Source organism: Pseudomonas sp. NyZ201 (genome assembly GCF_049860765.1).
Classification (GTDB): Bacteria; Pseudomonadota; Gammaproteobacteria; order Pseudomonadales; family Pseudomonadaceae; genus Aquipseudomonas; species Aquipseudomonas bharatica.
This window is the reverse complement of the sequence record NZ_CP187557.1, coordinates 2,001,285-2,027,030: the sequence shown is the minus strand read 5'-3', so window position 1 is coordinate 2,027,030 and position 25,746 is coordinate 2,001,285. Positions and strand designations below refer to the sequence as shown.

Sequence of the window (25,746 nt, the reverse complement as noted above, 5' to 3'; positions counted from 1 at the left end):
CAGCCTCACTTTGGCTAAAAACCCCAATAAAATCCAAATTAAATATAGTGTAAATACTATATATAGCAGGTATTACTTCCATAAAAACTCCGGGCTGTTATATAACTCCCCCGGAGCCTCCCCTCGACAGGGAGGCAGCAACCATCAAGAGCTAACAATCAGCCGCCGGGTGCCACACATGTCGATTCCTCATTCCATCGCCAGCCGTCCTCCCTCCCTCTTCCGAACACCTATCCCCGGCGCCTAGACGCGCCAGCCGCATTTCATCCGCGAATCCGGTGACGGGCCCTGCCCGCCGCCACGACCACCTGCACGCCGAAAAAAGTGCCGGACCACAACCATAAGAAAAACCAAGGAGCACCACCCATGAGCAGCACCGATCTGTCCCATGCCCAACGCTGCGCGCGGATTCGCGCCAATCCGAAATTCCAGCGACTGGTACGCGAGCGCTCGCGCCTGTCCTGGTCCCTCAGCGCCGCCGTACTGGGCGCCTACTACCTGTTCATGGCGGTGGTGGCCTTCCAGCCGCACTGGCTGCATGCACCCTTGGCCGAGGGCCGCCAACTGACCCTCGGCATTCCGCTGGCGGCAGCGCTGATCGTGCTGTCCTGGCTGCTCACCGGCTGGTACGTGCGCAGCGCCAATACCCGCTTCGACGCCATGAGCAGCCAACTGCTGGAGGAACTGAAATGAGCCGCTACCTGCTCTGCCTCGGCGCCCTCCTGCTGGCCCCGACGCTCGCCCTCGCCGCGCCGATGGTCGCGGAAAAACAGCCGGTCAACCTGCATGCCATCGGCATGTTCTTCGTCTTCGTCCTGGGTACCCTGGCGATCACCTGGTGGGCCGCGCGGCAAACCCGGTCGACCTCGGACTTCTACACCGCCGGCGGCGGTATCAGCGGTTTCCAGAACGGCCTGGCGATTGCCGGTGACTATATGTCCGCCGCCACGCTGCTGGGCCTGTCCAGCCTGGTCTTCGCCAAGGGGTACGACGGTTTCATCTACACCGTGGCATTCTTCGTCGGCTGGCCGATCATCACCTTCCTGATGGCCGAGCGCTTGCGCAACCTCGGGCGCTTCACCTTCGCCGACATCGTCTCCTACCGCCTCGACCAGACCCGCATCCGCACCTTCGCCGCCTTCGGCTCGCTGACGGTGGTGTGCTGCTACCTGGTGGTGCAGATGGTCGGTGCGGGGCAATTGATCAAGCTGCTGTTCGGCCTCGACTACCGCACGGCGGTGATGGTGGTGGGCGTGCTGATGCTGGTCTACGTGATCTTCGGCGGGATGATCGCCACCACCTGGGTGCAGATCATCAAGGCCGTGCTGCTGCTTGTCGGCGGCACCACCCTGGCGCTGCTGGCGATGGCCGAATTCGGCTTCAGCTTCGAAACCCTGGCTGCCCGCGCGGTCCAGGCCCATGCCACGGGCTGGAACATCATGGGCCCCGGCTCGATGCTGGCTGATCCGATCAACGCCGCCTCGCTGTCCCTCGGCCTGGTGTTCGGCATCGCCGGGCTGCCGCATATCCTGATGCGCTTCTTCACCGTGCCCAACGCCAAGGAAGCGCGCAAATCGGTGTTCTACGCGACCGGTTTCATCGGTTTCTTCTTCCTGGTGGTGATGGTCCTCGGCTATGCCGCCATCGTCATCGTCGGCACCGACCCGCAGTTCTTCGTCGGTGGCGATGTGAAGGCGGCGCTGATCGGCGGCGGCAACATGGTCGCCATGCACCTGGCCAAGGCGGTGGGCGGCAACCTGTTCCTCGGTTTCCTCTCGGCAGTGGCGTTCGCCACCATCCTGGCGGTGGTCTCCGGACTGGCCCTGGCCGGGGCCTCGGCGATTTCCCATGACCTGTACGCCACGGTGCTGAAGAAAGGCCGCGCGACCGAGCAACAGGAAATGCGCGTGACCCGCTTCGCCACCGTAGGCCTTGGCCTGGTCGCGATCTGCCTGGGCCTGCTGTTCGAGAACCAGAACATCGCCTTCCTTGTCGGCCTGACCTTCGGCATCGCCGCCTCGACCAACTTTCCCGTGCTGATCATGGCCATGTACTGGAAAGGCCTGACCACCCGCGGCGCCCTGGCCGGTGGCTTTACCGGGCTGGTCAGCGCGCTGGTGCTGGTGATCCTGTCGCCGGCGGTGTGGGTCGCCGTGCTGGGCAACGCCCAGGCCATCTACCCCTACGACCATCCGGCGCTGTTCGCCATGCCGCTGGCGTTCCTGGTCACCGTAGTCGTCTCGCTGCTCGACAACAGCGCTCGCGCGGCCCGTGAACGCGAGGCCTTCGACGACCAGTTCGTCCGCGCCCAGACCGGCCTCGGTGCCGCTGCCGCGTCCAGTCATTGATTCCATAACAACAACAAGAGATCCCAAGCATGTACCGCACCCTTACCCCGCTGGCCCTCGCCCTCCTCTGCTGCCAGGCCCAGGCCGCCTTTGTCGACGACAGCAAGGCCAGCCTGGAAATGCGCAACTTCTACTTCAATCGCGACTTCCGCCAGGACGGCGCCGCGCAGTCGAAGATCGACGAATGGGCCCAGGGCTTCCTGCTGCGCTACGAATCCGGCTTTACCGAGGGCACCCTGGGTTTCGGCGTCGATGCCATCGGCCTGCTCGGCCTCAAGCTCGACTCCAGCCCGGACCGCGCCGGCAGCGGCCTGCTGCAACGTGACCGCGAAGCGCCCAGGCGTGCCCAGGACAGCTATGGCGACCTCGGCCTGACCGCCAAGGTCCGCGCGTCCAACAGCGTGCTCAAACTCGGTACGTTGATTCCCAAGTTGCCGGTACTGATGCCCAACGATTCGCGCCTGCTGCCACAGGTGTTCGAAGGTGGGCAGCTCACGGTTCAGGAAATCAGCAACCTGAGCCTCGACCTCGGCCAGTTGCGCCAGGTCAACCAGCGCGACTCCCAGGACTACGAGGACATCAGCCTCACCACCGGAGCGGCGAAGGGCATCGTTACCGGCTCCAATGCCAGCGACCGCTTCAACTTCGGCCACCTCAACTACAAGTGGACCGACAGCCTGAGCACCAGCTACAGCTACGGCGAACTCGAGCACCTGTATCGCCAGCACATGCTCGGCCTCGGCCACACCTGGGCGCTGGGCGGCGGGCAGACGTTGAAGAGCGACCTGCGCTTTGCCCGCTCGCTGGATGACGGCGCCAGCAATGTCGACAACAAGGCCCTGGGCGCGATGTTCACCTACGGCATCGGCGGCCATGTCTTCGGCCTGGGTTACCAGCGCATGAGCGGCGATACCGGCTTCGCCTACATCAATGGCGCCGACGCATACCTGGTGAACTTCGTGCAGATCGGCGACTTCGCCAACAAGGACGAGCGTTCCTGGCAGGCGCGCTATGACTTCAATTTCGCCAGCGTCGGGATTCCCGGGCTGACCTTCATGACCCGCTACCTGAGTGGCGACGCTATCGACCTCGGTGCAGGACGACCGGACGGCAAGGAATGGGAGCGGGATACGGATATCGGCTATGTGATCCAGAGCGGACCGCTGAAGAACCTTGGGGTGAAATGGAGGAATGCGACGGTGCGTTCCAGCCACTTCGGCAATGATCTGGACGAGAACCGCTTGATCGTGAGTTACACCTTGGCTCTTTGGTGATCTTTAGGGCCTCATCGCTGGCAAGCCAGCTCCCACAGGTCCAGCGGTGCACGCAGTCCTTGTGGGAGCTGGCCAGCGATAGGGCCCTTTCAGTCAATCAAAGAGCAGCAGCCGGACTCCGTCCCAACACCCGCTGGTACTCCTCCTTCGCCGCCTGCTCGGAGAACTCCCCGGCCCACTTCGCCACCACCACGGTGGCGACGCTGTTGCCGATGGTGTTGCAGGTGGCGATGGCCATGGACATGAAGCGGTACACCCCGAACAACAGCGCCAGCCCTTCCACCGGCAGCACACCGATCGCCGTCACCGTGGCGGCAAACACCACGAAACTGCCACCCGACACGGCGGCCGCGCCCTTGGAGGTGACCAGCATGATCGCCACCATGCCCAGTTGCTGTTCCCAGGTCAGCGGCACGCCATAGGCGTTGGCGATGAACAGCACGCAGAGCGACATGTAGATCGATGTGCCATCGAGGTTGAATGCATAGCCGGTGGGCAGCACCAGGCCGACGCTCTGCTTCGAGCACCCCAGCTTTTCCAGTTTCAGCAGCAACCGCGGCAGCGCGCTTTCCGACGACGCGGTACCGATGACGATAAACACCTCGTCCTTGATGTACTTGAGGAAACGCCACAGGCTGAACCCCGAAAGCCGGCACACCGCACCGAGGACAATGGCGATGAAGAGGATCACCGCCACGTAGAACATCAGCACCAGGTTGGCCAGCGAGATCAGCACCGCCGTGCCGTTGCTGCCCACCGCATAGGCCACCGAACCGAAGGCGCCCAGCGGGGCGAACTTCATGATCAGGTTGATGAACTCGAAGAAGCATTCGGATACGCGGTTGAGGCCGTCCTCGATCACTTCCCGGCGCTCCTGCTTCAGCGCCAGCAGCGCAAAGCCGAACAGTACCGAGATTACCAGCACCTGGAGCAGTTGCCCGCCGGCGAAGGCGCCGACGAAGTTGTCCGGGAAGATGCCGTAGAAGAACTCCAGGGTCGAACCCGGCGCATGCCCCTTGGCCAGGGCCGCGGCCGCCGCCGTGGCAGTGGCGCTGTTGGGGTGGGCGTCATGCATGCCCGAGCCGATATCCAGCAGGTTGCCCCAGGCCAGGCCGATGGCCAGGGCGATGGTGGACACCACTTCGAAATACACCAGGGCCCGCCAGCCAACCTTGCCGACACGCTTGATATCGCCGGCCGAGGCGATGCCGTGGACCACGGTGAAGAACACCAGCGGGGCGACGGCAGTCTTGATCAGCTTGAGGAATACGTCGCCGAGGATCTTGAAGCTGGCGGCGATCTCCGGAGCGACGAAGCCGAAGAGGATGCCCAGGAGCATGGCAGCCACAACCTGGAAGGTCAGGTCGCGGTACAGCGGTTTTTTCGGGGAAGCAGTCATGTTCGCGATCTCTTATTGTCTTTATCGGTGCAGCGAGACAGGCAGGGCGTGTCGCCAGGACGCGCCCTGCAAAGGGTTTCAGCGCTTGACCGCACCTTCGCGGGCCAGGGCCCTATCGACCATCTGCGGGGCCAGGCCGAGGTAATTGGCCGGGTCGGTCAGGCGCTCCAGTTCCTCGCGGGACAGGCGCTCGGTGATTTCGGCACGGGCCAGCAGCGCGTCGAGCAGGCTGATGCCGTCGTCGTTGGCCACGCGGCAGGCGGCGTAGACCACATCGTGGGCGAACTGGCGGCCGAGGGCCGGGGCCAGGCCCATCATCACCGCCTCGGCAACGATCAGGCCGCGGGTCATGTCGAGGTTCTGGCGCATACGTTCGGTGCGCACATCCAGGCCGGCGAGCATGAACTTCGCCTGGCCGAGGGACGCCGCCGACAGGGCGAAGGCCTCCGGAATCGCCACCCACTCGGCCTGCCACGGGCCGGTGGAGCGCTCGAAGTCCTGGATCATCGCGTCGAGCATCAGCCCGGCCTGCTGGCGCACGCCCTTGGCGGCGGCATACATCAGCTCGCAGGAAATCGGGTTGCGCTTCTGCGGCATGGTGCTGCTGGCGCCGCGGCCCTTGACGAAGGGTTCGTACACCTCGCCCAGCTCGCTGGTCATCATCATCATCACGTCCAGCGCGACCTTGCCCAGGGAACCGGTGACCAGGCCGAGGAAGTTCAGGGTTTCCGCCAGGCCGTCCCGGGCCACGTGCCAGGTGGCCTGCGGCACGCCCAGGCCGAGTTCGGCCATCAGCACCTCCTGGACTTCCAGGCCCTTGTCGCCAAGCGATGCCAGGGTGCCGGCAGCCCCGGCGAACTGGCCCACTTCAACCCGCGGACGCAGCTCCACCAGACGCTCGGCATGGCGATCGAACATGCTCAGCCACACCGCGCACTTGTAGCCGAAGGTGATCGGCAGCGCATGCTGCAGGTGGGTCCGGCCGGCCATCGGCGTGTCGCGATACTGCGCCGCCAGCCCGGCGAGCAGGCCGCGCACCGCCTGGATATCGCGCTCGACGATGGCCAAGGCTGCGCGGACCTGGAGGACCACGGCAGTGTCCATGATGTCCTGGGTGGTCGCGCCCCAATGCACGTAGCGACCGGCGTCACCGCAGAGTGTCGACAGCTGTTCCACCAGCGGCAGGATCGGGTAGCCGACGATTTCGGTCTCGTGCTGCATGTGCACAAGATCAAGGGATTCGAAACGGGCCAGCTCGGCAATCCTTACCGCGGCCTCGGCAGGGATCACGCCACAACGGGCTTCGGCCTTGGCCAGGGCGATTTCAACCTCGATATAGCGCTCGATCAGCGCTTTGTCGGAGAACACCGCGCGCATCTCGGCGGTGCCGAACATATCGCGGAAAAGGGCTGAGTCGAAGACAGTGGTAGACATGACGTGATCCTGAGTGACTTATTATGTACGTACATATTAGAATGTACGGACATATGGATACGCCGAGGCTGGTACACTGTCAATCCTTTATGTATTTCGGGACTGACGGACGGCATGAACGAGGCACGCTACGCGCTGGTAGCCAAGGATTTGAAAGACAAGATCGCCAGTGGCGTCCATCCCGTGGGCTCGCTGCTGCCGACTGAACTGGAGCTGTGCGACCTGTATGAGGTCAGCCGGCATACCGTGCGCGCGGCGATCACCCAATTGCAGAACCTCGGCCTGGTATCGCGGCGCAAGCGGGTCGGGACGCGGGTCGAGGCATCAACGCCGAGCGCCGGCTACAGGCACTCGCTGGCGTCGGTGGAAGACCTGGTGCACCTAGCGGAAACCCAGGAAAGGGCGATCCAGGACGTACGGCATTTCGTCGCCGATATCGCCGAGGCCGAGCGCTTGGGCTTGCAGCCGGGGGGGCATTACTTCTGCATATCCAGCATCCGGGTGGATGACGAACGCGGGCGCGCGCCGATGTGCTGGACCGATGTCTATGCCGACGAGGCCTATGCCGAGGTGATCGAAATGGCTCGGCAACATCCGGATGCGCTGGTCGCAGCCCTGATCGAGCGGCATTTCGGACGGCGCATCGAGGTGGTGGACCAACAGGTGCGGGCGGTGCTGTTGAGCGAGGAACTGGCAGGGAAACTCGAGGCCGTCGCCGGTGAACCCGGATTGAAGATCATCCGCCACTACCGGGATGAGAAAGCCAGGCTGGTGGTGGTGTCCGAGACGGTGCACCCGGATGACCGGTTTACCCTGGTGATGCAGATGAAGCGGGAGAAGGCCTAAGGTCTGGTGGTGGCTGTTCCGGCCCTATCGCGGGTGAACCCGCACAGTGGTCACCCAACCTGTGGGAGCGGGTTCACCCGCGATAAGGCCCTCAAGGTCACCCCAGAACTTAAGCCTCCCCCATCACCACCACCCGCTCCTCCAGCCACCGGGCCAGGGCATCCGGCGCCAGAGGTGGCGAGAACAGATACCCTTGGGCCACCGGATACCCCTGCGCTTCCAGCCAGACACTCTGCGATTCGGTCTCGATGCCCTCCGCCACCACCGTCAGGTGCAGGCTGCGGCCGATGCCGAGGATCGCGTTGCTCAAGGCCCGGGCCGCTTCATCGGTTTCGATGTCGGCGACGAAACTGCGATCGAGCTTGAGCTCCGACACCGGCAGGCGCCGCAGGTAGCTCAGGCTGGAATACCCGGTGCCGAAGTCATCCATCGACAGGCGCACCCCTTGGGCATGTACCTCGTCGATGGTCTTCATGGTGCTCGGGTTGGTGTCCAGCAGGATGTTCTCGGTCAGTTCCAGGGTCAGGTCCGCCGGGGCCAGGTCATGGCTGCGCAAGGTATCGGCGATCATCCGTGGCAGGTCGAGGTTATGGAAACTGGTCGGCGACAGGTTTACCGCCACCGCCGGAACCGCCAGGCCCCGGGCACGCCATTCGGACAACTGCCGGCACGCCTCGCGCAATGCCCAGCGCCCCAGGTCGGCGACCAGTCCGCACTCTTCAGCCAGTGGAATGAAACGCGCCGGGGAGATCTCGCCCAGTTGCGGATGGGTCCAGCGTGCCAAGGCTTCCACGCCGTACAGACGGCCAGTGGCCATTTCCACCTGCGGCTGGTAATGCAGGCGCAACTGGTCTTTCTGCAAGGCCTCGCGCAGGGCGTTTTCCAGGGCCAGGCGCTCCTGGGCGAGCTTGTTCAGCTCGCTGCTGAAGAAGCTGAAGCAGCCGCGACCACTGCTCTTGGCCTGGTACATGGCCATGTCGGCGCGGTGCAGCAGGGTTTCGACATCGCAGCCATCGGCGGGATACATGGCCACGCCGACGCTGGCGGAAATCGCCAGGTGGGTCTGGGCGATGGTCAGCGGTTCGCTGAGCAGCAGCTGGATGCGCTCCACCGCATCGGCGGCATGGTCGCCGTCGCATTGCGGCAGGATCACCACGAATTCATCGCCCGATAGCCGCCCGGCGATATCGGAGGCACGCAGCTCGCTGCGCATCCGCTTCGCCACCTGGCGCAGCAGTTCGTCGCCGGCCGGATGGCCAAGGGAGTCGTTGACCTGCTTGAAGCGATCGAGGTCGATGAACAGCACCGCGACCTGCTCGTTATTGCGGTCCGCGCTGGCGATCGCCTGGTCGGCCTTGGCCTGCAGCAGGCTGCGGTTGGGCAATCCGGTGAGGGCGTCGTAATAGGCCAGCTGGCGGATCCGCTGGCGCGAGTTCTCACGCTCCAGGGCCAGGGAACACAGGTGCGCACAGGCGTCCACGAGGCGCTGGTGGAACAACGCCGAAGCGACGTTGCGCGGTTCACGGAAATAGAAGGCGAAGGTGCCGATGGCCGCGCCCTGGCTGTTGCGGATCGGCGTCGACCAGCAACTGCGAAAGCCCAGCTGGCTGGCCAGGTCCTGGTAGTCGGCCCACAGCGGATCGCTGTGGATGTCATCGACCAGTACCGCTTCGTTGCGCCACGCCGACGTCCCGCAGGACCCGACCGTCGGGCCGATGCGCACGCCATTGAGCTGGCGGCTGTATTCCCCCGGAAGGCTCGGCGCAGCCAGCGAATGCAACTGCCCCTCGTCGTCGACCCGCAGGATCGAGGCGGCCAGCTCCGGGGCGATGCGTTCCACTTCCAGGCAAATCAGCTCCAGCACTTCGGTCAACGGCTGTTCCCGGGCCATGGCTTCGAGCACCCGGTGTTGCAGGGCCTCGTGCATCTTGGCCTGGGTGATATCGGTGAACAGGGTCACGGTGTGCTGCAGATGGCCGCCGGCATCGAACACCGGGTTGCTCACGACCTTGGCCCAGTAGCGTTGCCCGTGCTTGCCGACGACGATCTCTTCGCGCTGCATGGACCCGGCAGCGTACAGCTCGGCGTAGTACTCGGCGATGCTTTGCTCGTCCTTTTCCGGCACCAGCAGGGCCATGGGGCTGCGCCCTTTGATCTCCTCGGCCTGCCAGCCGAACATGCGCCCGAAGCCGGCGTTGGTGTAGGCGATGCGGCGCTGGCTGTCGCTGATCATCACCGCCGTATCGCTGGCGTCGGCCACCAGCGACAGCATGCGCAGGCGCTCTTGCTGGATGCGTTCCAAGGCCAGGCGCGGGGTGATGTCGGTGGCGATCTTGAGGATCTGGGTCAGTTCGCCCTGGCCGTCGAACACCGGGGTGTAGGTCGCTTCGAGCCAGCAACTGCGGCCGTCGCTGCGGATCCGCTCGACAATCCCGGAACTGCCGCCGCCATCGCGCAGGCGCGGCCAGAAATCGGCATAGTCGGCACTCTGCACCTGCTTGGCCGAGCAGAACGTGCGGTGATGGCGACCGGTCACCTGTTCCAGCGTGTAGCCCATCAGCATCAGGAAGTTTTCGTTGGCCCGCAGCAAGGTGCCGTCCGGGGTGAACTCGGCGATTGCCATCACCCGGTCCAGGGCGGCCAGTTGAGCCAGCGACAATTCGATGGAACGGTTGTCCTGAGGCGTCATCTTCTACTCAATGGATTCCGGCGCCGGGCGACCGGGTGGTAGGGGAAGCCGGTGCCAGGTGATAGCCGGGGATCAACGGGTCTCGCCTCCATGGCACACGTATTGATAGCTCCATGATATTACTGCCGCCAGTCGCGGGTCCATCACCGTGACCGACAGCCCATCGCCTTACCCGCGTTGTGGCTATCGAGGGAAAGTCGCTTTACCCTTGGCGCACCCATTCCAGGTGATCAGAAGCAAGGGGGCTTCGGTGCCGTTCAAGACGTTCTTCCGCTGGGACCTGCGCAGCCTCATTCTGCTGCTGACGCTGCTCACGGCGCTGGTCACCCTGCTCAACAGCTTTCATGCCAGCTATCGCGTGCAGTACCAGCTGCTGATCGATAACGCCCTGGAGGCCAACCTGGCCTACGCGTCGAAGCTGGCCTCCAGTACCGAAACCTACCTGCAAGCCTCACAGCAGCAACTGGCCTACGCGGCCAATCTGCTGGCCCGGGATTTCGACGATATCGCCTTTCTCGATGCCGAAGCGGCGCGCCTGCGGCTGCAGACCAACACGTTCAACTCGGTGATCGTCACCAATGCCCAGGGCGTGGTGCTGTCCACCTCCCCCGACACCCTGCAGATCGTCGGGCGCAAGCTGCAGTCCGAAGGCGCGGCCGCCGCGCTGCGCGAGCGCAAGCCGCTGATCTCCAGCCCCTACATCTCCTCGACCAATACCCTGATCATCTTCGTTTCCCACCCGGTGTTCGATCGCGGCGGCAACTACCTGGGACGAACTGCTTGGCGAGCATTACTACAAGAACGGTTCCTACCTCTATGTGGTCGATGCCAACCGGCGCCTGCTGTACCACCCGGACGCCGACCGGGTCGGCACCATCGTCGGCGCCAACAGCCTGATCGACAGCCTCGCCTATCGCCAGAGCGGGACCCAGCGGGTGATCAACAGCAAAGGCCAGGACATGCTGGCCGGCTTCGCCACGGTGCCCTCGGCGCACTGGGGCATCGTCGCGCAGCGCTCCACCGAGGCGACCCTGGAGGGCCTCAACGACCTGCTGTTGAGCATGTTCGCCAAGACCGTGCCGCTGGCCATCGTCAGTTTCATCCTGATCTGGTGGTTCTCGCGGATCATCGCCCAGCCGCTCAAGCAACTGGCCGCCGGCGCGCATCGCCTCAGCGAGCCGGAAACCAGTACGCATATCCAGGGCGTGCGCTCCTGGTATTTCGAGTCCTCGGAGCTCAAGCGTGCCTTGCTGATCGGGCTGAACCTGCTGCACGAGCGCCTGGGCAAACTCAACCACGATATCCAGACCGACCCGCTGACCGGCCTGCGCAACCGCCGCGGCCTGGACCTGGCGGTAACCTTGTGGCAGGCGGAAAAACGCCCGTTCGCCGTGGTGGCGATCGATATCGATCACTTCAAGCAGGTCAACGACCGCTTCGGGCATGCCGTGGGCGACGAAGTGCTACAGGCACTGGCCGAGCTGATGCGCGGCTGCTCGCGGGACAACGACGTGGTGTGCCGCTCGGGAGGCGAGGAATTCTTCATGCTGCTGCCGGGGGCCACGCCGGAAGCCGCGGCGCGGGTGGCCGAGCGGTTGCGCAGCGTGGTGGAGGAAACGACGTTCGAAACCATCGGGCACATGACCGTATCCATGGGCGTGGCGGTCTGGCCACTGCACTCGGAGAACGCGGCCAGGGTGTTCGAAGTGGCGGATGAGCAGTTGTATCGGGCCAAGCAGGAGGGCCGGAACCGGATTTGTGTGGCGTTGGAAGATGGGGTCAAATCTTCGGCTTGATGGTGTTGCTGATGGCCTCATCGCTGGCAAGCCAGCTCCCACAGGGTCACTGTGGGAGCTGGCTTGCCAGCGATGAGGCCCTTGAGACCACCAGAAAACCTCAGGCAGCCACATCCTTCCCGACCACCACCGCCTCGACCTTGGGCTTCCCAGGCTTCAACCGCGAAACCCCGAACAACACCAGGCCCATCCCCACAATCTGGTACAGCGAAATCTCCTCGCTCAACACCGCCCACGAGGCGAACACCGTCAGCACCGGCCCGAGATTGCCTATGGCCGCAGTCTGCGTCGCGCCCATGCGCTGGATTGCCAGGGATACCCAGTAGATCGGCAATACCGTGGAGAACACCGCCATCAGCAAGGCGTTGATCCACACCGCTGCGGGCAGTTGCCCGAGCAGGGAGAAGTCTGCGGTCAGCGCATAATGCCCCAGCACCATCAACGAGGATGCCGTCCCTGCCAGCCCGGCCAGGCGCATCGAACTCATGCTTTTGAGCATCATCCCGGTGCCAGAGTAGTACAGGGCGTAGGTCACGGCACTGGCGAACACCCACAGCGAACCGATGACCACCTGGTTGCCGCCCCCCGACATACTGACGTCATGCACAAAGGCGATGCCCAGCCCGAAGTAGCACAGCCCCATCGCCGCCAGCACCCGCAACGTCGGCTTCTCGCGAAGGGCCACGGCCTGGAAGATCAGCACCAGGGTCGGGTAGAGGAAGAGAATCAGCCGTTCCAGCCCGGCGCTGATGTATTGCAAACCGTAGAAATCGAACAGGCTCGCCAGGTAATAACCGAACAACCCCAGCAACATCACCCGCCCCACGCTACCCCAGGTCAGCGGCGCATTGACGTGGTGGCGGCTGGACCACACCAGCCAGAGGAACAGCGGCAGGGAAAGGGCCATGCGCAAGGCCAGCAGCGTGATCGCGTCCACCGTGCCGGCGGCGTAAGCGAGCTTGACGAAGATCGCCTTGAGGCTGAAGCCCAGTGCAGCCATCACTGCGAACAGGCTGCCGTTGTCGATGTAACGCTGAATCCGGGGAAGTGGGGTCATCAGGTAACTCTGCACCAATGATATTGCCCTTCGGTTGGACAAACCCGAGGATGATTTCAAATCGATATTGAAAACTGGCATTTCTGTCAGGTTTGCGCTGACGGCGGAAAAACTAGCATGAAGGCTCAGGCTCGTTGAGCGAGGACTGCTGCCATGGCTTATGTTGTGACCGAAGAATGTATATACAGCCAATCCTGTGTACCGGAATGCCCTGTGAGCTGCATTTTCTTGGCAGAAGACAGGGCTGTCATCGATCCGGTCGCCTGCATCGATTGCGGGGAGTGTGTTGGCCACTGCCCAGTCGACGCCATCGTCCAAGGTAGTTCTGCGTCGGCAGCGGACTTGAAATTCAACAAGGCAGAGAGTGCAAAGCTAAAACCGAAATAGGCAATCGATACCTGAGCCTCAAGTTTGCCTCATCGCCACTAATGCGTCATCCGCCACAACCTGGTTGCGCCCGTTCTGCTTGGCCGCATACAGGCGCCGGTCCGCCCGGGCGACCAGTTCCTCCAGCGAATGGCAGTCATCCTGCAACAGCTCGGCGACACCGATGGAGATGGTCAAGCGCACTTCTGGCGAAGGCGCTGTACTGAGCATGGTCTGCGGATTGGGCAGGCACACCGACTGCGCCACCGCCGCGCGCAAGGTTTCGGCCATGACACTGGCCTGTTCGATGCCGATGCCGGGCATCAGCACGCAGAATTCCTCGCCACCGTAGCGGGCCATCAGGTCCTGCGGGCGTACCAGCGCCGAGCAGAGGGTCGCCAGGTGCTTGAGCACTTCGTCGCCGGTGGAATGGCCCCAGTTGTCGTTGATCAGCTTGAACCTGTCGATGTCGAGCATCAGCAGGACCATCGGCTGCTGGCGTTTGAGGCGTCGGGCCAGGCCGTCGAAGTCGGTCTGCAGGCGGCGGCGGTTGGCCAGGCGGGTCAGCGGATCGACCAGACCGAGGTCGCGCAGGCGCTCGTTGACGGCGAGCTGGCCGAGAAGCAGGCGATCGACGATCAGCAGGGTGATCACCAGCAGCACGCCAAGCGATAGCCAGAGGCAGACGAATAGCGTGCTGAACTGGGAAATCACCGCCCAGCGCAAACCGGCCGATGGGATATGCGCCAACAACAGCGCCCGGGTGCCCTCCAGTTCGCGGTACAACACCGGCCCCCGGCCATAATCGACCATCCCGGCACCGCGCAGGTCGGTGTCTGCATCGGCAGCCTCGCCAAACAGAGCGGTGAGGTCCTGCCGGACATCGAAATTGCGCTCGCTGGAGGCGATCAGCGTACCGGAATCATCCAGCAAGACATGGTGTTCGCCCTCGGGCGTGGTGCGATGCAGATAGTCCTGCACCCGCTGCTGCGGCGCATCGAGTATCACCGCGCCGCGCGGCAGACCGTTTACCAGCAAAGGTGTACCGAGCAGCAGCCGCGGCCCCTTGTCGATGAAATGCCCGGGAGCCGTGCTGAAACGAACGTCGAACTCACCGGAGGGCGTCTGCGGCGTCCTGTACAACGACGAGGCGGCGAACTGGCGCAGCAGCGGCTCCACCAGGCGATCATCGAGCGGCGGATAGGCCACCAGTACGCCGGAGCTGGCCACGTAGACCAGATGATCCAGCTGGTTTCCGCCCTGGTACAGCACCGCCAGCATGCGGCTCATCTGCCTCGCCAGACGCAGATCCTCGGCTAATTGCCCAGGGCTGCGGGTCAACCCTGCGATGGCCTGCAGGCGCGCGTCGCCAAGGATTCGCACAGGCGCATCCCCAGGCAGCATATCGATGCCAACCACGGCGTTGGTCGTCAGGTCCGGCAGCGGTTGCGACGGCGAGTCCCGGGCAGCAAGCAAGGTACGCTCGGCCGTTGAACGCAGGAACTGCATCTGCTTGCGGTCGGTGGCCAGCGCGGTCTCCATCATGATTGCCTGCAGATGCAGGTTGTATCGGCGATGATCCAGTTCCCGGGCCTCGACCAACCAGTATTGCCGACAGGCGAGGACGAAGGTGATCAGGAACAGCGCCGCGAAGCACAGCAGCACCGTACGCCGCGGATTGCCCCGGGCACGGGCCTGGAGAAGATGGAAGATGGCGATGAAACCGGACTTTCTCCGCTCCATGAGGGCTCCGGGTGGGGACTGGGAGCGGTGAGTATAGGTGGGCCGCGGGCTATGCCCTGGACGTTCGACGGTACTTTTGCGCCGGGCTGCGGGGAGAGTCGGGATTCAGCATCTCGATCACACCGGCCGCCAAGGCTGGCTTGAGATAGCTATTGCTGAATGCCTGGCGATGAGTCAGCCCCAGGCGTTGCATCAGTTCACTGGCCTTCAATGCCTCCCCGGGCCGGAGAATTTCCACCAGGCGTTCTACTTGTTCGCTTACTTGTGCGGTTACTTGTGCGGTTACTTGTGCGGTGGTATCGCTCTCAAGCAACGCTTCGCGCAGCGCGCCCAGCATGAACTCAACGAAAGGCGTCGCCTCGGCAACCTTATCCGACAGGGCCAGAGCCTCGTAGTAAGCATCCTGTTGTTCACGAATCACGCTTTCCACTGGCAGATAGGCGAGGACCGCTCGCCACTGGCTGAGGATCAATGTCTGCCATAGTCGCCCCATACGTCCGTTGCCATCCGCGAAAGGGTGAATGAACTCGAACTCGTAATGGAACACGCAACTGGCTATCAACGGATGCAGCTCACTGCGCTCCAGCCAATCCAGCAGATCGTCCATCAACTGCGCTACACGGCTGGCCGGTGGTGCCATATGCAGCAAACGGTCACCTCGATAGATACCGACACCGCCCTTTCGGTAGTGACCGGCATCATCGATCAGTCCGTGCATCAATAACGCATGGGCCGCCAACAGATCATCGCGACGGGCCGGATGCCAGCCAGGCATGGCCTCGTAGGCCGAAAAGGCGTTGCGCACTTCCTGGATTTCCCGTGGCAGGCCAAGCACGCGCTTGCCTTCCAGCACCGCAGTCACCTGCTCGACGCTCAAGGTGTTGTTCTCGATCGCGAGAGATGCCTGGATGGTGCGGATGCGATTACCCCGGCGCAGTTGCGGGGTCAGGGCGTCCTCATGCACGGCGGACAACCGCCCTACGCGCTCGGCTATCTCGGCGGTCAGGGCCAGCATGCGCAAGGTCAGGGTCAAAGGGGGCTGGTAACGGCTCAACGGCCTGGCACTCCGGCGACGGCCACAGGGCCGATTGAAGAATCATCTCGAGGGCTCAAGGTTAACGCCGGCCCGAGGGAAATCAACCCGGCATTCTCCTGGCCAGCGCTCCGACAAGCCAACCCCCGCCCATACTGGTAAACTGGCGCCCTTTTCTCGATCACCGCCCTTTGCGCCCACCAGCCGAAGTAACCCTGACGAGCCCCCATACCACGTAGTCGAAAAATGCTCCCAGAACCCACCGCCACACCGCACACCGAGCCCGCTGTCCTGTCCCGCCGCTTCAGCGTGGCGCCGATGATGGACTGGACCGATCGCCGCTGCCGGTTCTTCCTGCGCCTGCTCTCGCGCCATGCGCTGCTCTACACCGAGATGGTCACCACCGGTGCGCTGCTTCATGGCGATAGCGCGCGCTTCCTCGGGCATGACGCCGCGGAGTACCCGCTGGCCCTGCAATTGGGTGGCAGCGTGCCGGCGGACCTGGCGGCCTGTGCGAAGCTGGCCGAGGTGGCCGGCTACAACGAGGTGAACCTGAACGTCGGCTGCCCCAGCGATCGGGTGCAGAACAACATGATCGGCGCCTGCCTGATGGGCCATCCGGCGCTGGTGGCCGACTGCGTGAAGGCGATGATCGATGCCGTGCAGATTCCGGTGACGGTCAAGCACCGCATCGGCATCAATGGCCGTGACAGCTATGCCGAGCTGTGCGATTTCGTTGGCCAGGTGCGCGATGCCGGTTGCCGCAGCTTTACCGTGCATGCGCGGATCGCCATCCTCGAAGGCCTGTCGCCCAAGGAAAACCGCGAGATCCCGCCCCTGCGCTACGACATCGCAGCGCAGTTGAAGCACGACTTTCCGGACCTGGAGATCATCCTCAACGGCGGCATCAAGACGCTCGAGGAATGCCATGAGCACCTGAAGACCTTCGACGGCGTGATGCTGGGCCGCGAGGCGTATCACAACCCCTACCTGCTGGCCCAGGTGGACCAGCAACTGTTCGGCAGCAGCGCCCCCGTCATCACCCGCGCCGAAGCGCTGGAGCAGCTCAAGCCGTACATCGCCGCGCATCTGGCGGCCGGCGGAGCGATGCACCACGTCACCCGCCATGTGCTCGGCCTGGCCCAGGGTTTCAAGGGCGCCCGGCGCTTCCGCCAGTTGCTTTCGGTGGATGTGCACAAGACCGACGATCCACTTGGATTGCTTGATCAAGCCGCAGAATTGCTAAAAGGCCACTAGGAACCCACGGGCGCGTCCGCACTCGAAGACTTACCCTCCCGAAACCCCGCCGGCCCGGCCCTTGAGCCGCTGGCGGCGCTCGGGTAATGTCGTCGCACCGCACAGGACAGAGCACGCTCATGACTTCCAAGCTGGAACAACTCAAGCAGTTCACCACGGTCGTCGCCGATACCGGCGATATCGACGCGATCAGCCGTCTCAAGCCGGTCGATGCCACCACCAACCCTTCCCTGCTGCTCAAGGCCGCCGCCATGCCCGGCTACGCCGACCTGCTCGACCAGGCGATCCGCGGCAGCAAGGGCAATGTCGACCTGGCCTGCGACGCCTTCGCGGTGGCGGTGGGCAGCGGCATCCTGAAAGCGATTCCAGGCCGCATTTCCACTGAAGTGGATGCGCGCCTGTCCTTCGACCAGCCCGCCCTGCTGGGCAAGGCTCGCACGCTGATCGAACTGTACGACCAGGCCGGCGTTGGCCGCGACCGCGTGCTGATCAAGCTGGCCTCGACCTGGGAAGGTATCCGCGCTGCCGAAGTCCTGGAGAAGGAAGGCATCCAGACCAACCTGACCCTGCTGTTCTCCTTCGCCCAGGCTGCCGCCTGCGCCGATGCCGGGGTTTTCCTGATCTCGCCGTTCGTAGGGCGGATCTACGACTGGTACAAGAAGTCCACCGGGAAGGAGTATGTCGGTGCGGAAGATCCCGGCGTGCAGTCGGTGACCCGCATCTACAACTACTACAAGGCCAACGGCTACGACACCGTGGTCATGGGCGCCAGCTTCCGCAACATCGGCCAGATCGAGCAACTGGCCGGCTGCGACCGCCTGACCATCAGCCCCGAGCTGCTGCAACAGCTGAGCGACGACCAGGGCAACCTGGAGCGCAAGCTGGCGCCGGGTGCCGCCGGCGAACCGCGCCAGACGCTGAACGAAAGCCAGTTCCGCTGGGCGTTCAACGAAGATGCCATGGCCACCGAGAAACTCGCCGAAGGCATTCGCCAGTTCGCCCGTGACCAGGAAAAACTCGAAGCCCTGCTCTCTGCAAAAGCTTGATACAAATATCGGTTTGCCAGTAGCGGCGACAGCGGGGAAAGTCCCGCCTCCTTCGCAACTACTGGCAGACGATTGCCCGTCCTGATGTCCAATTCCCCGTCATTGCCGCTGGTACTCGCCGGGCCGCTGCTGCGCCGCCTGGAAGACCGTCGCGTGGTGCTATGGCTGGTCGCCTCGCGACCGTTGCAGGCCGAACTGCACCTCGACACCCCCGAACCGCTGCGCTTGCCCCTGGACGAAACCCGCTGCCAGATCCTGCCGGTAGGCCGTCATGCCTTCGTTCACCTGATCGATGTCCAGCTGGATATCCCACTGCCGTGCGACAAGCGGATCGGCTACGACCTGCTGGTCGAGGGCAAGGGCATAGCCGAATGGGCGCCACACCTGCTGTATGCCGGCGCAACGCGTCCGGACCTGGTGGTGCGCTCGCGCCTGGATCAATTGCTCCATGGTTCGTGCCGCAAGCCCCACCATCCCGCAGCCGACGGCCTGCTCTGCGCCGATCGCCTGCTGGCCGCCGCCCATGAGGGCAATGAACGCCCGGCCTTGCTGATGATGAGCGGCGACCAGATCTATGCCGATGACGTCGCCGGGCCCATGCTGCGCGCCATCCATGCCCTGGTCCAGCGCCTTGGCCTGTTCGAGGAATGCCTGGATGGCGCAGTGATCCGCGACAGTACCGAGCTGTACAGCCATCCCGCCAGCTATTACCACCGGGGCGACCTGCTGCCTGCGCTGAAAAGCAACCAGTCCCTGCGCGAGCGTTTTTTCGGCGGTACACGCAAGCCGATCTTCACCAGCAGCAATGCCGACAACCATCTGGTGACCTTCGCCGAGACGCTGGCCATGTACCTGCTGGTCTGGTCGCCGGTGCCATGGACGCTGATCGAGACACAGGTGCCGCCCCTCGAACCGCGTCTAGCAAGCCGTTACCGCTCCGAACAGCAGTGCCTGGATGGCTTCGTCGACGGGCTGGGTGCTGCCGCCCGGGTGCTGGCGCACTTGCCGAGCCTGATGATCTTCGACGACCACGATGTCACCGATGACTGGAACCTCTCGGCTCAGTGGGAGGAAACCGCGTATGGCCATCCCTTCTCCCGCCGAATCATCGGCAACGCCCTGCTTGCCTACCTGCTGTGCCAGGGCTGGGGCAACAATCCTGATGCCTTTGCCGACCTGCTGGACAAGTGCCGTGGGCTGTTCGCCAGCACCGGAGCTGATGGACACCTGGACAGCCCGGTGCAGGACGAACTGATCAACGACCTGCTGCGTTTCAGCGCATGGCATTTCGTCCTGCCGACCAGCCCGCCCCTGCTGGTGCTCGACACCCGCACCCGGCGCTGGCGCAGCGAAAGCAACCTGCAGAAGCCTTCGGGCCTGCTCGACTGGGAAGCGCTGAGCGAGCTGCAACAGGCCCTGCTCGACCATCCCTCGGCAATCATCGTCTCGCCGGCGCCGATCTTCGGGGTGAAGCTGATCGAGACGGTGCAGAAGGTATTCAGCTGGTGCGGCTACCCGCTGCTGGTGGACGCGGAAAACTGGATGGCACACCGCGGTGCGGCGCAGGTCATCCTGAACATCTTCCGCCACTCACGTACACCGGGGCATTACGTGATCCTGTCAGGGGACGTGCATTACTCGTTCGTCTACGAGGTGCTGATTCGCCATCGCCAGCGCAGTCCGCACCTGTGGCAGATCACCAGCAGCGGCATCAAGAACCGCTTTCCGGCGCGCTTGCTGGAGGTGTTCGACCGCTTGAATCGCTGGCTGTATTCACCGCGCTCGCCGCTGAACTGGTTTACCCGGCGGCGCTCGATGGAGGTGGTGCCGCGGGTGCCGAGTCATAGCGAGGCCGGGGAGCGGCTGTGGAATAGCGCGGGGCTGGGGCAGGTGTTCTTCAATGAGGCGGGGCAGCCGGAGCGGATCTATCAGCTGAATGCGGATGGCGCGGAGGCTACCGAGTTTTTGCGGCGAGACTGAGGGCGTCATCGCTGGCAAGCCAGCTCCCACAGGTCCAGCGGTGTATGCGGTCACTGTGGGAGCTGGCTTGCCAGCGATGGGGCCCTGGAGAGCTAGCTGCGCTCCAGCGCACTCACCAGGTCATGGAAGGCTTCCCGGTTGGAGTCATTCAACCCCATGAGGATCTTGTGCGCCTCCAGCACCTTGGAGCGCACCACTTCCTCGTCTTGATCCTGGGACGGCAGGTCGGTCAGGCATTCCGGGCAGGGAATCGGGCGATCGACGATGTTGAACACCTGATCGAAGCCCATCGATTGCAATAGGCGGGTGATGTCGGCGTGGGTGGTGACCACGGTCGGCAGCAGGCCGACCTTCTGCCGCGACAGGATCGACAGCTTGGCCAGCAGGCCGAGCGTGGTGCTGTCGATGCTCTGGGTTTCCGTCAGATCGATAACGATCGCCGAGAAATTCAGCGCGGTGAAGATCTTCTCAATAGTTGCATCCAGCGCCGAACACAGGGTCAGGCGCACTTCACCGACAAATTTCAGAACAAAGGTGCCGTTCTGTTCGGCGAACTGGATTCTACCGGTACTCATTGAAGGTTCCTGCTCAACACCAATAGGGCGATATCATCCGGCATCTCCCCAAGCGTAGCCAATTCGAATCGTCGGCGCAGGCCATCCAGGCTGCCGCCCGCGTCCCTGATGATCTCAGGCAGGGCCGCTTCTTTATCTTTGAGTGTCTCGCCGGGCAAAAGGTCAAGAATGCCGTCGGAAAGCAAGGTCAGGCTGAACTTCTCCGGCAGCTCCAGCACATGGTCCTGGTAGCTCGCCTCGTCGAACAGACCGACCGGCAGGCCACGCCCTTCGAGATAGCGGCCCTGCCCCGGGGTGAACAGCACCGGCAGCGGCAGATGGCCACCGATGGCGTAGGTCAGCAGACCGGTTTCTTCGTCGATGACACCGCCGACCATGGTCACGTGCTTGCCCAGCTTGCAGTTGATCAGGCCGCGGTTGATGTGGCTGAGCACTTCCGACGGTTTGAAGTCACGCAGCGAACCGGCACGCTTGAACTCGAACAGCAGCCGGGTGGTCATGAACTTCAGCAATACGGTAACGAACGCCGAAGATGCGCCATGTCCGGAAACGTCCGCCAGGTAGAAGGCGATACGCCGCTCGTCGACGCGGAAGTAGTCGGTGAAATCGCCAGACAGGTACAACGACGGAATGATCTGGTGCTCGAAGGAGAACCCGCCACACTGCCATGGGTTTTCGGGGAGCATGTTCATCTGCACCTGGCGTCCGGCGGTCTGGTCCTCCTGCAGCAAGTGCAGGCTGGCTTCCAGTTCGCGATTGGCAGCTTCGAGCTTGTCACGGTAGCGCTGGTTTTCCAGCACCAGGCGCGCGCGGTCGAGGGCACGGCGCACCGAGTGCTCGAGCACGGCGAGGTCTTCCAGGGGCTTGATCAGGTAGTCGGCAGCACCGAGACGCAGGGCTTCGACGGCATCGTTCATCACCCCGGCACCGGAAACCACGATCACCGGCAGGTCGGGCGCGCGCTCGGTGACCTGGCGGATCAGCTCGAGACCGCCCATTTGCGGCATGCGCAAATCGCAGATCACAAGGTCGGGCCGATCCTGTTCGAACACTTCGAGACCCTGCTGGCCATTGCTCGCCTGCAGGACACTGAAACCGCTGTCTTCCAGATAGGCGGCGAGACTCTCGCGCACCACGTCGTCGTCATCGATTATCAGCAGCGTTGCACTGGTTTTCTGCATGTGGGCAAACGGCGCCAGAAATAGGTTGGCGTAGGTGGCTCGACAGGCTGGAGCTCACGTACTGGATTCTCTTCTAGCCTCTCTGCGTTTACGGGTTGCGGTCGGAACGCCTGACCGGCAACAGGCAGAGGTGCCCTGTAAGGCGCAGACGGTACTCCCATCCGTCAGGCGTTTCAAGCGTACAGCAGTGCGCTTGCGACGGGGCATGGCGGGCAAATCACCGGTGGTTATAAAAAACCGTTTTGTGGCAACCCAATGGAAGGATGACCGCATGCAATATTTGTCATCCGAACGATTCGGGGCCGCATAGCGGCCCCGAAATACTGGCTGGAAGGCATCAACCCGCAGCCCGCGTTTTTTTTGCATTTGGCAACAAATCAGAAATCGTCTTCGACCTGACCATCCTTGACCTTGAACTCGCGGTTCTGCAGGTAGGCGTTGCGAATGAAGATGTATTTGTCGCCCTGGATCATCTTCTCGGCCTGCAGCAGGCTGGCCCGGGTATCCACCACATCCACCGCGCGGATGGTGTTGCGGGTCGGGACGTGATCGATGTACTGGTAGGGCTCGGTGTAGGTGTCCGGATACTTGGCCAGGGCATCGCGCACCGTGCTCGGGCCGAGCAGCGGCAGCATCACGTAGGGCCCGCTACCGACGCCCCAGTAGCCGAGGGTCTGGCCGAAGTCTTCGTCGTTGCGCTGCAGGCCCATCTTGGTACCGACATCGAAGAAGCCACCGAGGCCGAAGGTGGTGTTGACGATCAGCCGCGCAGTATCCACGCCCGCCGCGTGGGGCTTGAGCTGGAGAATGTTGTTGGCCAGGTTGGTCACGTCGCCCAGGTTGCGGAAGATGTTGTGGATGCCATCCTCGAGGAATTGCGGGGTGATGTAGCGGTAGCCCTGAGCAAGGGGTTTCAGCGCATAGGTATCGACCGTGTCGTTGAAACGGAAGATGGGCCGGTTGACGCTTTCCCAAGGGTCCTCCTCGGTAGCCGCCTGGGCCGCCAGCGGCGCCAGCAGCGCGGTCGCGCAGACACTGGCCCGGAACAAACGATCGAGCACTCCCGTACCGATCCCACGCATAGCAATTCTCCTGGATGAAGGTCGAACGGAGCCGCCGGGCTCCGCGCCAAAGTAAACAAGTATAAAGCCTGGCGAAGGCCGCGTCGCAAATAGTTGACGCCACCGGCTTGACCGGCCCGTCACCAAATCGTCATCCGCGATCGGTAAGGTCCCGGCTATTTCAAGGATGTTGCCATGCCTCATGCTCCCGCCTTCACTGCGCTGTTGTTCGGACTACGTGGCTGCCTGGTCGATTTCGGCGGGACCGGCCTGGACGCGGCCGGGACGGTTGCGGCCCGGCCCACGCCCGGCGCGCTCGACGCACTTGCCTGGCTGCATCGGCACCAGGTGCCCTGCGCCTGGCTCGATGATGTCGCCGCCGAGCACGGCAAGCACCTCAGCCATGCCCTGCCCGGCTGGTTGCACCCGTTCCACCATGGCGATGCCAGGCCATGGCCGGCCCCGGATGCGTGCTGGAAAGCGCTGATGCAGATCGACGTCGCCCGGCTCGACGGCTGCGTGCTGGTCAGTGGTGATCCGCGCCTGCTCCAGGCCGGCCTCAATGCCGGCCTGTGGACCATCGGCCTGGCCGCCTGCGGGCCGCTGTGCGGCCTATCGCAGGAACAATGGCAGGCGCTGGACGACAAGCAGCGCGAGCACAGGCGCGGCCAGGCCACCCTGCAATTGTTCGGGCTTGGCGTCCACTCGGTGATCGACCATCTGCAGGAACTGGCGGACTGCCTGGCGGATATCGGCCAGCGCCGGATCAAGGGCGAGAAGCCCTGATCCGGATCATGCAAAGCGGGGCGGCGTGGATTAATCTGTCAAACGTCGCATGGACCTTTCGCCAGTGTCGACGGTCCATGGCTGTGCCTATTGATAGAAGGGAAATCGCCATGTCCAACAGCGATCTGCAACACCAGCTCGACACCCTGCGCCAGCAACTGGAGCAGGATCCGCCGCTCTCGGAAGAAGAGCGCCTCCACCTGCATGAACTGATGCAGCAGATCGATGCCCAGATCAAGCTCGAGGCCGCGACCCAGGACAACAACCTGGTGGACGGTGTGAACCTGGCGGTGGAGCGCTTCGAGGTGGATCACCCGGGGCTGACGGCGACCCTGCGCAATATCGTGCAAAGCTTGCAGAGCATGGGAATCTGAAACACTGATCAAGAGAACGCTGCGGCCCCTGTGGGAGCGGGTTCACCCGCGATTGCGTCGGTGAATCCACTACCGTAATCGCGGGTAAACCCGCTCCCACAGGGTTTGCGGAGCTTTACAGATTACTGCCGCACCAACCGCCGGTTATCCACCTCGACCGGCCCCATGCTCCGGTACGGATTGATATCCAGCCCGCCACGCCGCACATAGCGCGCGTACACGGTCAGGTGCTCGGGATCGAGCAGGCGCTTGAGGTCCAGCCAGATCCGCTCCACGCATTGCTCATGGAAGTCCGCGTGCTGGCGGAAGCTGACCAGATAGCTCAGCAGACTCGCGGCATCCAGCTCCGGCCCACGATAGTCCACCACCACGCTGCCCCAGTCCGGCTGGCCGGTGACCGGGCAGTTGGATTTCAGCAAATGGCTGTGCAGTACCTGCTCGACCGGCTTGTCCCGGTTGCAGCGCAGCAGTTCCGGCTGCGGCTGCTCATAGTTGCTGATGCTGACATCAAGATCGTCGATGCACTGCCCCGGCAGGCTCGTTACGCCCTCCCCAGACACTTCACCCAGGCTGCGGATGCGCACGCCCACAGGCTTGCCGGCGGCGGCACTGAGGTCTTTCACCAGGCACGCCTGCAACGCCTCGGTGGCGTCGAATGGCGTCTGGTTCAACGAGTTGAGATACAACTTGAACGACTTGGACTCGATGATGTTCGGCGAGTCGGCAGGAATGGCGAACTCGCCGATCGCCACCACCGGCTTGCCCGAAGGCAGCAGCCAGGACAGCTCGAAGCAGTTCCAGAAGTCGACGCCCTGCCACGGCAGGTTGTCACCGCTGACGCCCAGCTCCGCCCACTTCGCCAGGCGCGGGATGGGAAACAGCAGGGACGGGGTGTAGGTGGAGACGTATTCGCTGGATTTACCCAGCGGGGAGTGTTCTGCAGCGGGGTGCATGGCTCAAACCTGAAGGACGAAATTGTCGTAGTTTATCGGGTTTGAGCCATGGATGGCTCACCGGGCGATATTCAGCGTGCCGACCATCCCCGCCTGATAGTGGCCAGGCACATTGCAAGCGAACTCGATGGGCGCGGAATTGCTGAACGTCCAGGTCAGTTCCCCCCGTTGTCCGGGCTGGACCAGAACCGTGTTGGGGTCGTCGTGCTGCATGCCGTGGTTCATATCGCCGCGGCCCATTTTCGAGTGATCCATCTGCGCCATGGCGAGCATTTCCTTCTGGTGCGCCGCATGCATCGCCGCATCGCCGAGGTTGAACTCATGAGCCACCTGCCCTTTGTTGATCACCACGAAACGCACGGTTTCGCCGGCCTTGACCTCCAGGGTACGCGGCTCGAAGTACATGTCTCCCAGGGTCACCTCGACGGTCCGGGTCGCCTTGGCCGCCGGGGCTGGCTGGCCGAAGGCGAACCCCTGGTCCGGTGCCGCCAGGGCCGGCAGGCTGAGCAAGGTAAACAGGACGGTGGTCAGTGCGCGTTTCATCGGGG

The 25,746-nt window shown here is 63.5% G+C and carries 21 protein-coding genes and 1 pseudogene; 11 read left to right on the top strand and 11 right to left on the bottom strand.

Translation table 11 applies throughout. From position 1 onward, the window contains the following. Positions 1-366: 366 nt before the first annotated feature. The 3 genes from ACPFMA_RS09090 to ACPFMA_RS09080 are packed head-to-tail and all read left to right on the top strand — an operon-like array spanning position 367 to position 3,622. Positions 367-693, top strand: coding sequence for a DUF485 domain-containing protein (locus ACPFMA_RS09090; protein WP_009405693.1), 327 nt, complete (start codon positions 367-369; stop codon positions 691-693). Continuing rightward, positions 690-2,348, top strand: coding sequence for a cation acetate symporter (locus tag ACPFMA_RS09085; protein WP_425930018.1), 1,659 nt, complete (start codon positions 690-692; stop codon positions 2,346-2,348). The genes ACPFMA_RS09090 and ACPFMA_RS09085 overlap by 4 nt, the downstream gene beginning before the upstream one ends. Before the next feature lie 29 nt (positions 2,349-2,377). Beyond that, a complete protein-coding gene (locus ACPFMA_RS09080; protein WP_425930017.1) occupies positions 2,378-3,622 on the top strand; it encodes an OprD family porin in 1,245 nt (414 codons plus the stop codon). A gap of 97 nt (positions 3,623-3,719) precedes the next feature. Here the strand turns inward: ACPFMA_RS09080 and ACPFMA_RS09075 are convergent, their stop codons facing one another. Beyond that, positions 3,720-5,021 (bottom strand): cation:dicarboxylate symporter family transporter, encoded by a 1,302-nt coding sequence (locus tag ACPFMA_RS09075; protein ID WP_425930016.1) that lies wholly within the window; start codon positions 5,019-5,021, stop codon positions 3,720-3,722. Between the two features lie 78 nt (positions 5,022-5,099). After that, positions 5,100-6,455: a class-II fumarase/aspartase family protein gene (locus ACPFMA_RS09070; protein WP_425930015.1), complete on the bottom strand. Its 1,356-nt coding sequence runs from the start codon at positions 6,453-6,455 to the stop codon at positions 5,100-5,102. A 114-nt stretch (positions 6,456-6,569) separates the two neighbouring features. Here ACPFMA_RS09070 and ACPFMA_RS09065 point away from each other — a divergent pair, with 114 nt between their 5' ends. Continuing rightward, entirely contained in the window at positions 6,570-7,301 is a 732-nt protein-coding gene (locus ACPFMA_RS09065; protein WP_425930014.1) for a GntR family transcriptional regulator, read from the top strand. 109 nt (positions 7,302-7,410) lie between these two features. On the opposite strand, the gene ACPFMA_RS09060 is transcribed toward ACPFMA_RS09065, so the two are convergent. Then, entirely contained in the window at positions 7,411-9,990 is a 2,580-nt protein-coding gene (locus ACPFMA_RS09060; RefSeq protein WP_425930013.1) for a sensor domain-containing protein, read from the bottom strand. A gap of 250 nt (positions 9,991-10,240) precedes the next feature. On the opposite strand from ACPFMA_RS09060, the pseudogene ACPFMA_RS09055 reads away from it, so the two are divergent. Continuing rightward, positions 10,241-11,786: pseudogene (locus ACPFMA_RS09055) on the top strand (sensor domain-containing diguanylate cyclase). A gap of 100 nt (positions 11,787-11,886) precedes the next feature. On the opposite strand, the gene ACPFMA_RS09050 reads toward ACPFMA_RS09055, so the two are convergent. After that, positions 11,887-12,843 carry a DMT family transporter gene (locus ACPFMA_RS09050; protein WP_420059242.1) on the bottom strand — a complete coding sequence of 319 codons (957 nt, stop codon included), beginning with the start codon at positions 12,841-12,843 and terminating at the stop codon, positions 11,887-11,889. Positions 12,844-12,996: 153 nt separating this feature from the next. Here ACPFMA_RS09050 and ACPFMA_RS09045 point away from each other — a divergent pair, with 153 nt between their 5' ends. Continuing rightward, the gene (locus ACPFMA_RS09045) at positions 12,997-13,230 is read left to right on the top strand and encodes a DUF362 domain-containing protein (protein WP_425930012.1); all 234 of its coding nucleotides are present in this window, start codon (positions 12,997-12,999) and stop codon (positions 13,228-13,230) included. Positions 13,231-13,248: 18 nt separating this feature from the next. Here the strand turns inward: ACPFMA_RS09045 and ACPFMA_RS09040 are convergent, their stop codons facing one another. Together ACPFMA_RS09040 and ACPFMA_RS09035 are read right to left on the bottom strand one after the other, a co-directional pair. Next, positions 13,249-14,952, bottom strand: a complete 1,704-nt coding sequence (locus ACPFMA_RS09040) for a diguanylate cyclase (RefSeq protein WP_425930011.1) — start codon at positions 14,950-14,952, stop codon at positions 13,249-13,251. Between the two features lie 49 nt (positions 14,953-15,001). Then, the gene (locus ACPFMA_RS09035) at positions 15,002-16,006 is read right to left on the bottom strand and encodes a Fic family protein (RefSeq protein WP_425930010.1); all 1,005 of its coding nucleotides are present in this window, start codon (positions 16,004-16,006) and stop codon (positions 15,002-15,004) included. 225 nt (positions 16,007-16,231) lie between these two features. On the opposite strand from ACPFMA_RS09035, the gene dusA reads away from it, so the two are divergent. From dusA to ACPFMA_RS09020, 3 genes are all read left to right on the top strand, one after another. Then, positions 16,232-17,242, top strand: coding sequence for a tRNA dihydrouridine(20/20a) synthase DusA (gene dusA / locus ACPFMA_RS09030; protein WP_425930009.1), 1,011 nt, complete (start codon positions 16,232-16,234; stop codon positions 17,240-17,242). A 119-nt stretch (positions 17,243-17,361) separates the two neighbouring features. Continuing rightward, entirely contained in the window at positions 17,362-18,288 is a 927-nt protein-coding gene (tal, locus tag ACPFMA_RS09025; RefSeq protein ID WP_064303171.1) for a transaldolase, read from the top strand. Positions 18,289-18,372: 84 nt separating this feature from the next. Further along, positions 18,373-20,268, top strand: coding sequence for an alkaline phosphatase D family protein (locus tag ACPFMA_RS09020; RefSeq protein WP_425930008.1), 1,896 nt, complete (start codon positions 18,373-18,375; stop codon positions 20,266-20,268). Between the two features lie 92 nt (positions 20,269-20,360). Here ACPFMA_RS09020 and rssC read toward each other — a convergent pair whose 3' ends face one another. The 3 genes from rssC to ACPFMA_RS09005 form a co-directional block, all read right to left on the bottom strand. After that, positions 20,361-20,843, bottom strand: a complete 483-nt coding sequence (gene rssC / locus ACPFMA_RS09015; RefSeq protein ID WP_009394781.1) for an anti-sigma factor antagonist RssC — start codon at positions 20,841-20,843, stop codon at positions 20,361-20,363. Further along, positions 20,840-22,024, bottom strand: coding sequence for a two-component system response regulator RssB (gene rssB, locus ACPFMA_RS09010; protein WP_064303173.1), 1,185 nt, complete (start codon positions 22,022-22,024; stop codon positions 20,840-20,842). Before rssB ends, rssC begins: the two co-directional genes overlap by 4 nt. Before the next feature lie 377 nt (positions 22,025-22,401). Further along, positions 22,402-23,106 carry an MlaA family lipoprotein gene (locus ACPFMA_RS09005; protein WP_064303174.1) on the bottom strand — a complete coding sequence of 235 codons (705 nt, stop codon included), beginning with the start codon at positions 23,104-23,106 and terminating at the stop codon, positions 22,402-22,404. Between the two features lie 174 nt (positions 23,107-23,280). Here ACPFMA_RS09005 and ACPFMA_RS09000 point away from each other — a divergent pair, with 174 nt between their 5' ends. After that, a complete protein-coding gene (locus ACPFMA_RS09000) occupies positions 23,281-23,871 on the top strand; it encodes a phosphonoacetaldehyde phosphonohydrolase-related protein (RefSeq protein ID WP_425930007.1) in 591 nt (196 codons plus the stop codon). A 110-nt stretch (positions 23,872-23,981) separates the two neighbouring features. Next, positions 23,982-24,245 carry a DUF4404 family protein gene (locus ACPFMA_RS08995; protein WP_009394774.1) on the top strand — a complete coding sequence of 88 codons (264 nt, stop codon included), beginning with the start codon at positions 23,982-23,984 and terminating at the stop codon, positions 24,243-24,245. A gap of 122 nt (positions 24,246-24,367) precedes the next feature. On the opposite strand, the gene queF is transcribed toward ACPFMA_RS08995, so the two are convergent. Together queF and ACPFMA_RS08985 are read right to left on the bottom strand one after the other, a co-directional pair. Next, positions 24,368-25,198, bottom strand: a complete 831-nt coding sequence (gene queF, locus ACPFMA_RS08990; RefSeq protein WP_425930006.1) for an NADPH-dependent 7-cyano-7-deazaguanine reductase QueF — start codon at positions 25,196-25,198, stop codon at positions 24,368-24,370. A 57-nt stretch (positions 25,199-25,255) separates the two neighbouring features. Beyond that, positions 25,256-25,741: a cupredoxin domain-containing protein gene (locus ACPFMA_RS08985; RefSeq protein WP_425930005.1), complete on the bottom strand. Its 486-nt coding sequence runs from the start codon at positions 25,739-25,741 to the stop codon at positions 25,256-25,258. Positions 25,742-25,746: the final 5 nt, after the last annotated feature.

Excerpts from the sequence above, each read along its gene's own strand:
- queF (WP_425930006.1), bottom strand. The coding sequence starts at position 25,198 with ATGCACCCCGCTGCAGAACACTCCCCGCTGGGTAAATCCAGCGAATAC.
- tal (WP_064303171.1), top strand. The coding sequence starts at position 17,362 with ATGACTTCCAAGCTGGAACAACTCAAGCAGTTCACCACGGTCGTCGCC.
- ACPFMA_RS09020 (WP_425930008.1), top strand. The coding sequence starts at position 18,373 with ATGTCCAATTCCCCGTCATTGCCGCTGGTACTCGCCGGGCCGCTGCTG.
- ACPFMA_RS09045 (WP_425930012.1), top strand. The coding sequence starts at position 12,997 with ATGGCTTATGTTGTGACCGAAGAATGTATATACAGCCAATCCTGTGTA.
- ACPFMA_RS09005 (WP_064303174.1), bottom strand. The coding sequence starts at position 23,106 with ATGCGTGGGATCGGTACGGGAGTGCTCGATCGTTTGTTCCGGGCCAGT.
- ACPFMA_RS09070 (WP_425930015.1), bottom strand. The coding sequence starts at position 6,455 with ATGTCTACCACTGTCTTCGACTCAGCCCTTTTCCGCGATATGTTCGGC.
- ACPFMA_RS09040 (WP_425930011.1), bottom strand. The coding sequence starts at position 14,952 with ATGGAGCGGAGAAAGTCCGGTTTCATCGCCATCTTCCATCTTCTCCAG.
- ACPFMA_RS09085 (WP_425930018.1), top strand. The coding sequence starts at position 690 with ATGAGCCGCTACCTGCTCTGCCTCGGCGCCCTCCTGCTGGCCCCGACG.
- dusA (WP_425930009.1), top strand. The coding sequence starts at position 16,232 with ATGCTCCCAGAACCCACCGCCACACCGCACACCGAGCCCGCTGTCCTG.
- ACPFMA_RS09075 (WP_425930016.1), bottom strand. The coding sequence starts at position 5,021 with ATGACTGCTTCCCCGAAAAAACCGCTGTACCGCGACCTGACCTTCCAG.
- ACPFMA_RS09060 (WP_425930013.1), bottom strand. The coding sequence starts at position 9,990 with ATGACGCCTCAGGACAACCGTTCCATCGAATTGTCGCTGGCTCAACTG.
- rssC (WP_009394781.1), bottom strand. The coding sequence starts at position 20,843 with ATGAGTACCGGTAGAATCCAGTTCGCCGAACAGAACGGCACCTTTGTT.
- ACPFMA_RS09065 (WP_425930014.1), top strand. The coding sequence starts at position 6,570 with ATGAACGAGGCACGCTACGCGCTGGTAGCCAAGGATTTGAAAGACAAG.
- ACPFMA_RS08995 (WP_009394774.1), top strand. The coding sequence starts at position 23,982 with ATGTCCAACAGCGATCTGCAACACCAGCTCGACACCCTGCGCCAGCAA.
- ACPFMA_RS09050 (WP_420059242.1), bottom strand. The coding sequence starts at position 12,843 with ATGACCCCACTTCCCCGGATTCAGCGTTACATCGACAACGGCAGCCTG.
- ACPFMA_RS09080 (WP_425930017.1), top strand. The coding sequence starts at position 2,378 with ATGTACCGCACCCTTACCCCGCTGGCCCTCGCCCTCCTCTGCTGCCAG.
- rssB (WP_064303173.1), bottom strand. The coding sequence starts at position 22,024 with ATGCAGAAAACCAGTGCAACGCTGCTGATAATCGATGACGACGACGTG.
- ACPFMA_RS08985 (WP_425930005.1), bottom strand. The coding sequence starts at position 25,741 with ATGAAACGCGCACTGACCACCGTCCTGTTTACCTTGCTCAGCCTGCCG.
- ACPFMA_RS09000 (WP_425930007.1), top strand. The coding sequence starts at position 23,281 with ATGCCTCATGCTCCCGCCTTCACTGCGCTGTTGTTCGGACTACGTGGC.
- ACPFMA_RS09090 (WP_009405693.1), top strand. The coding sequence starts at position 367 with ATGAGCAGCACCGATCTGTCCCATGCCCAACGCTGCGCGCGGATTCGC.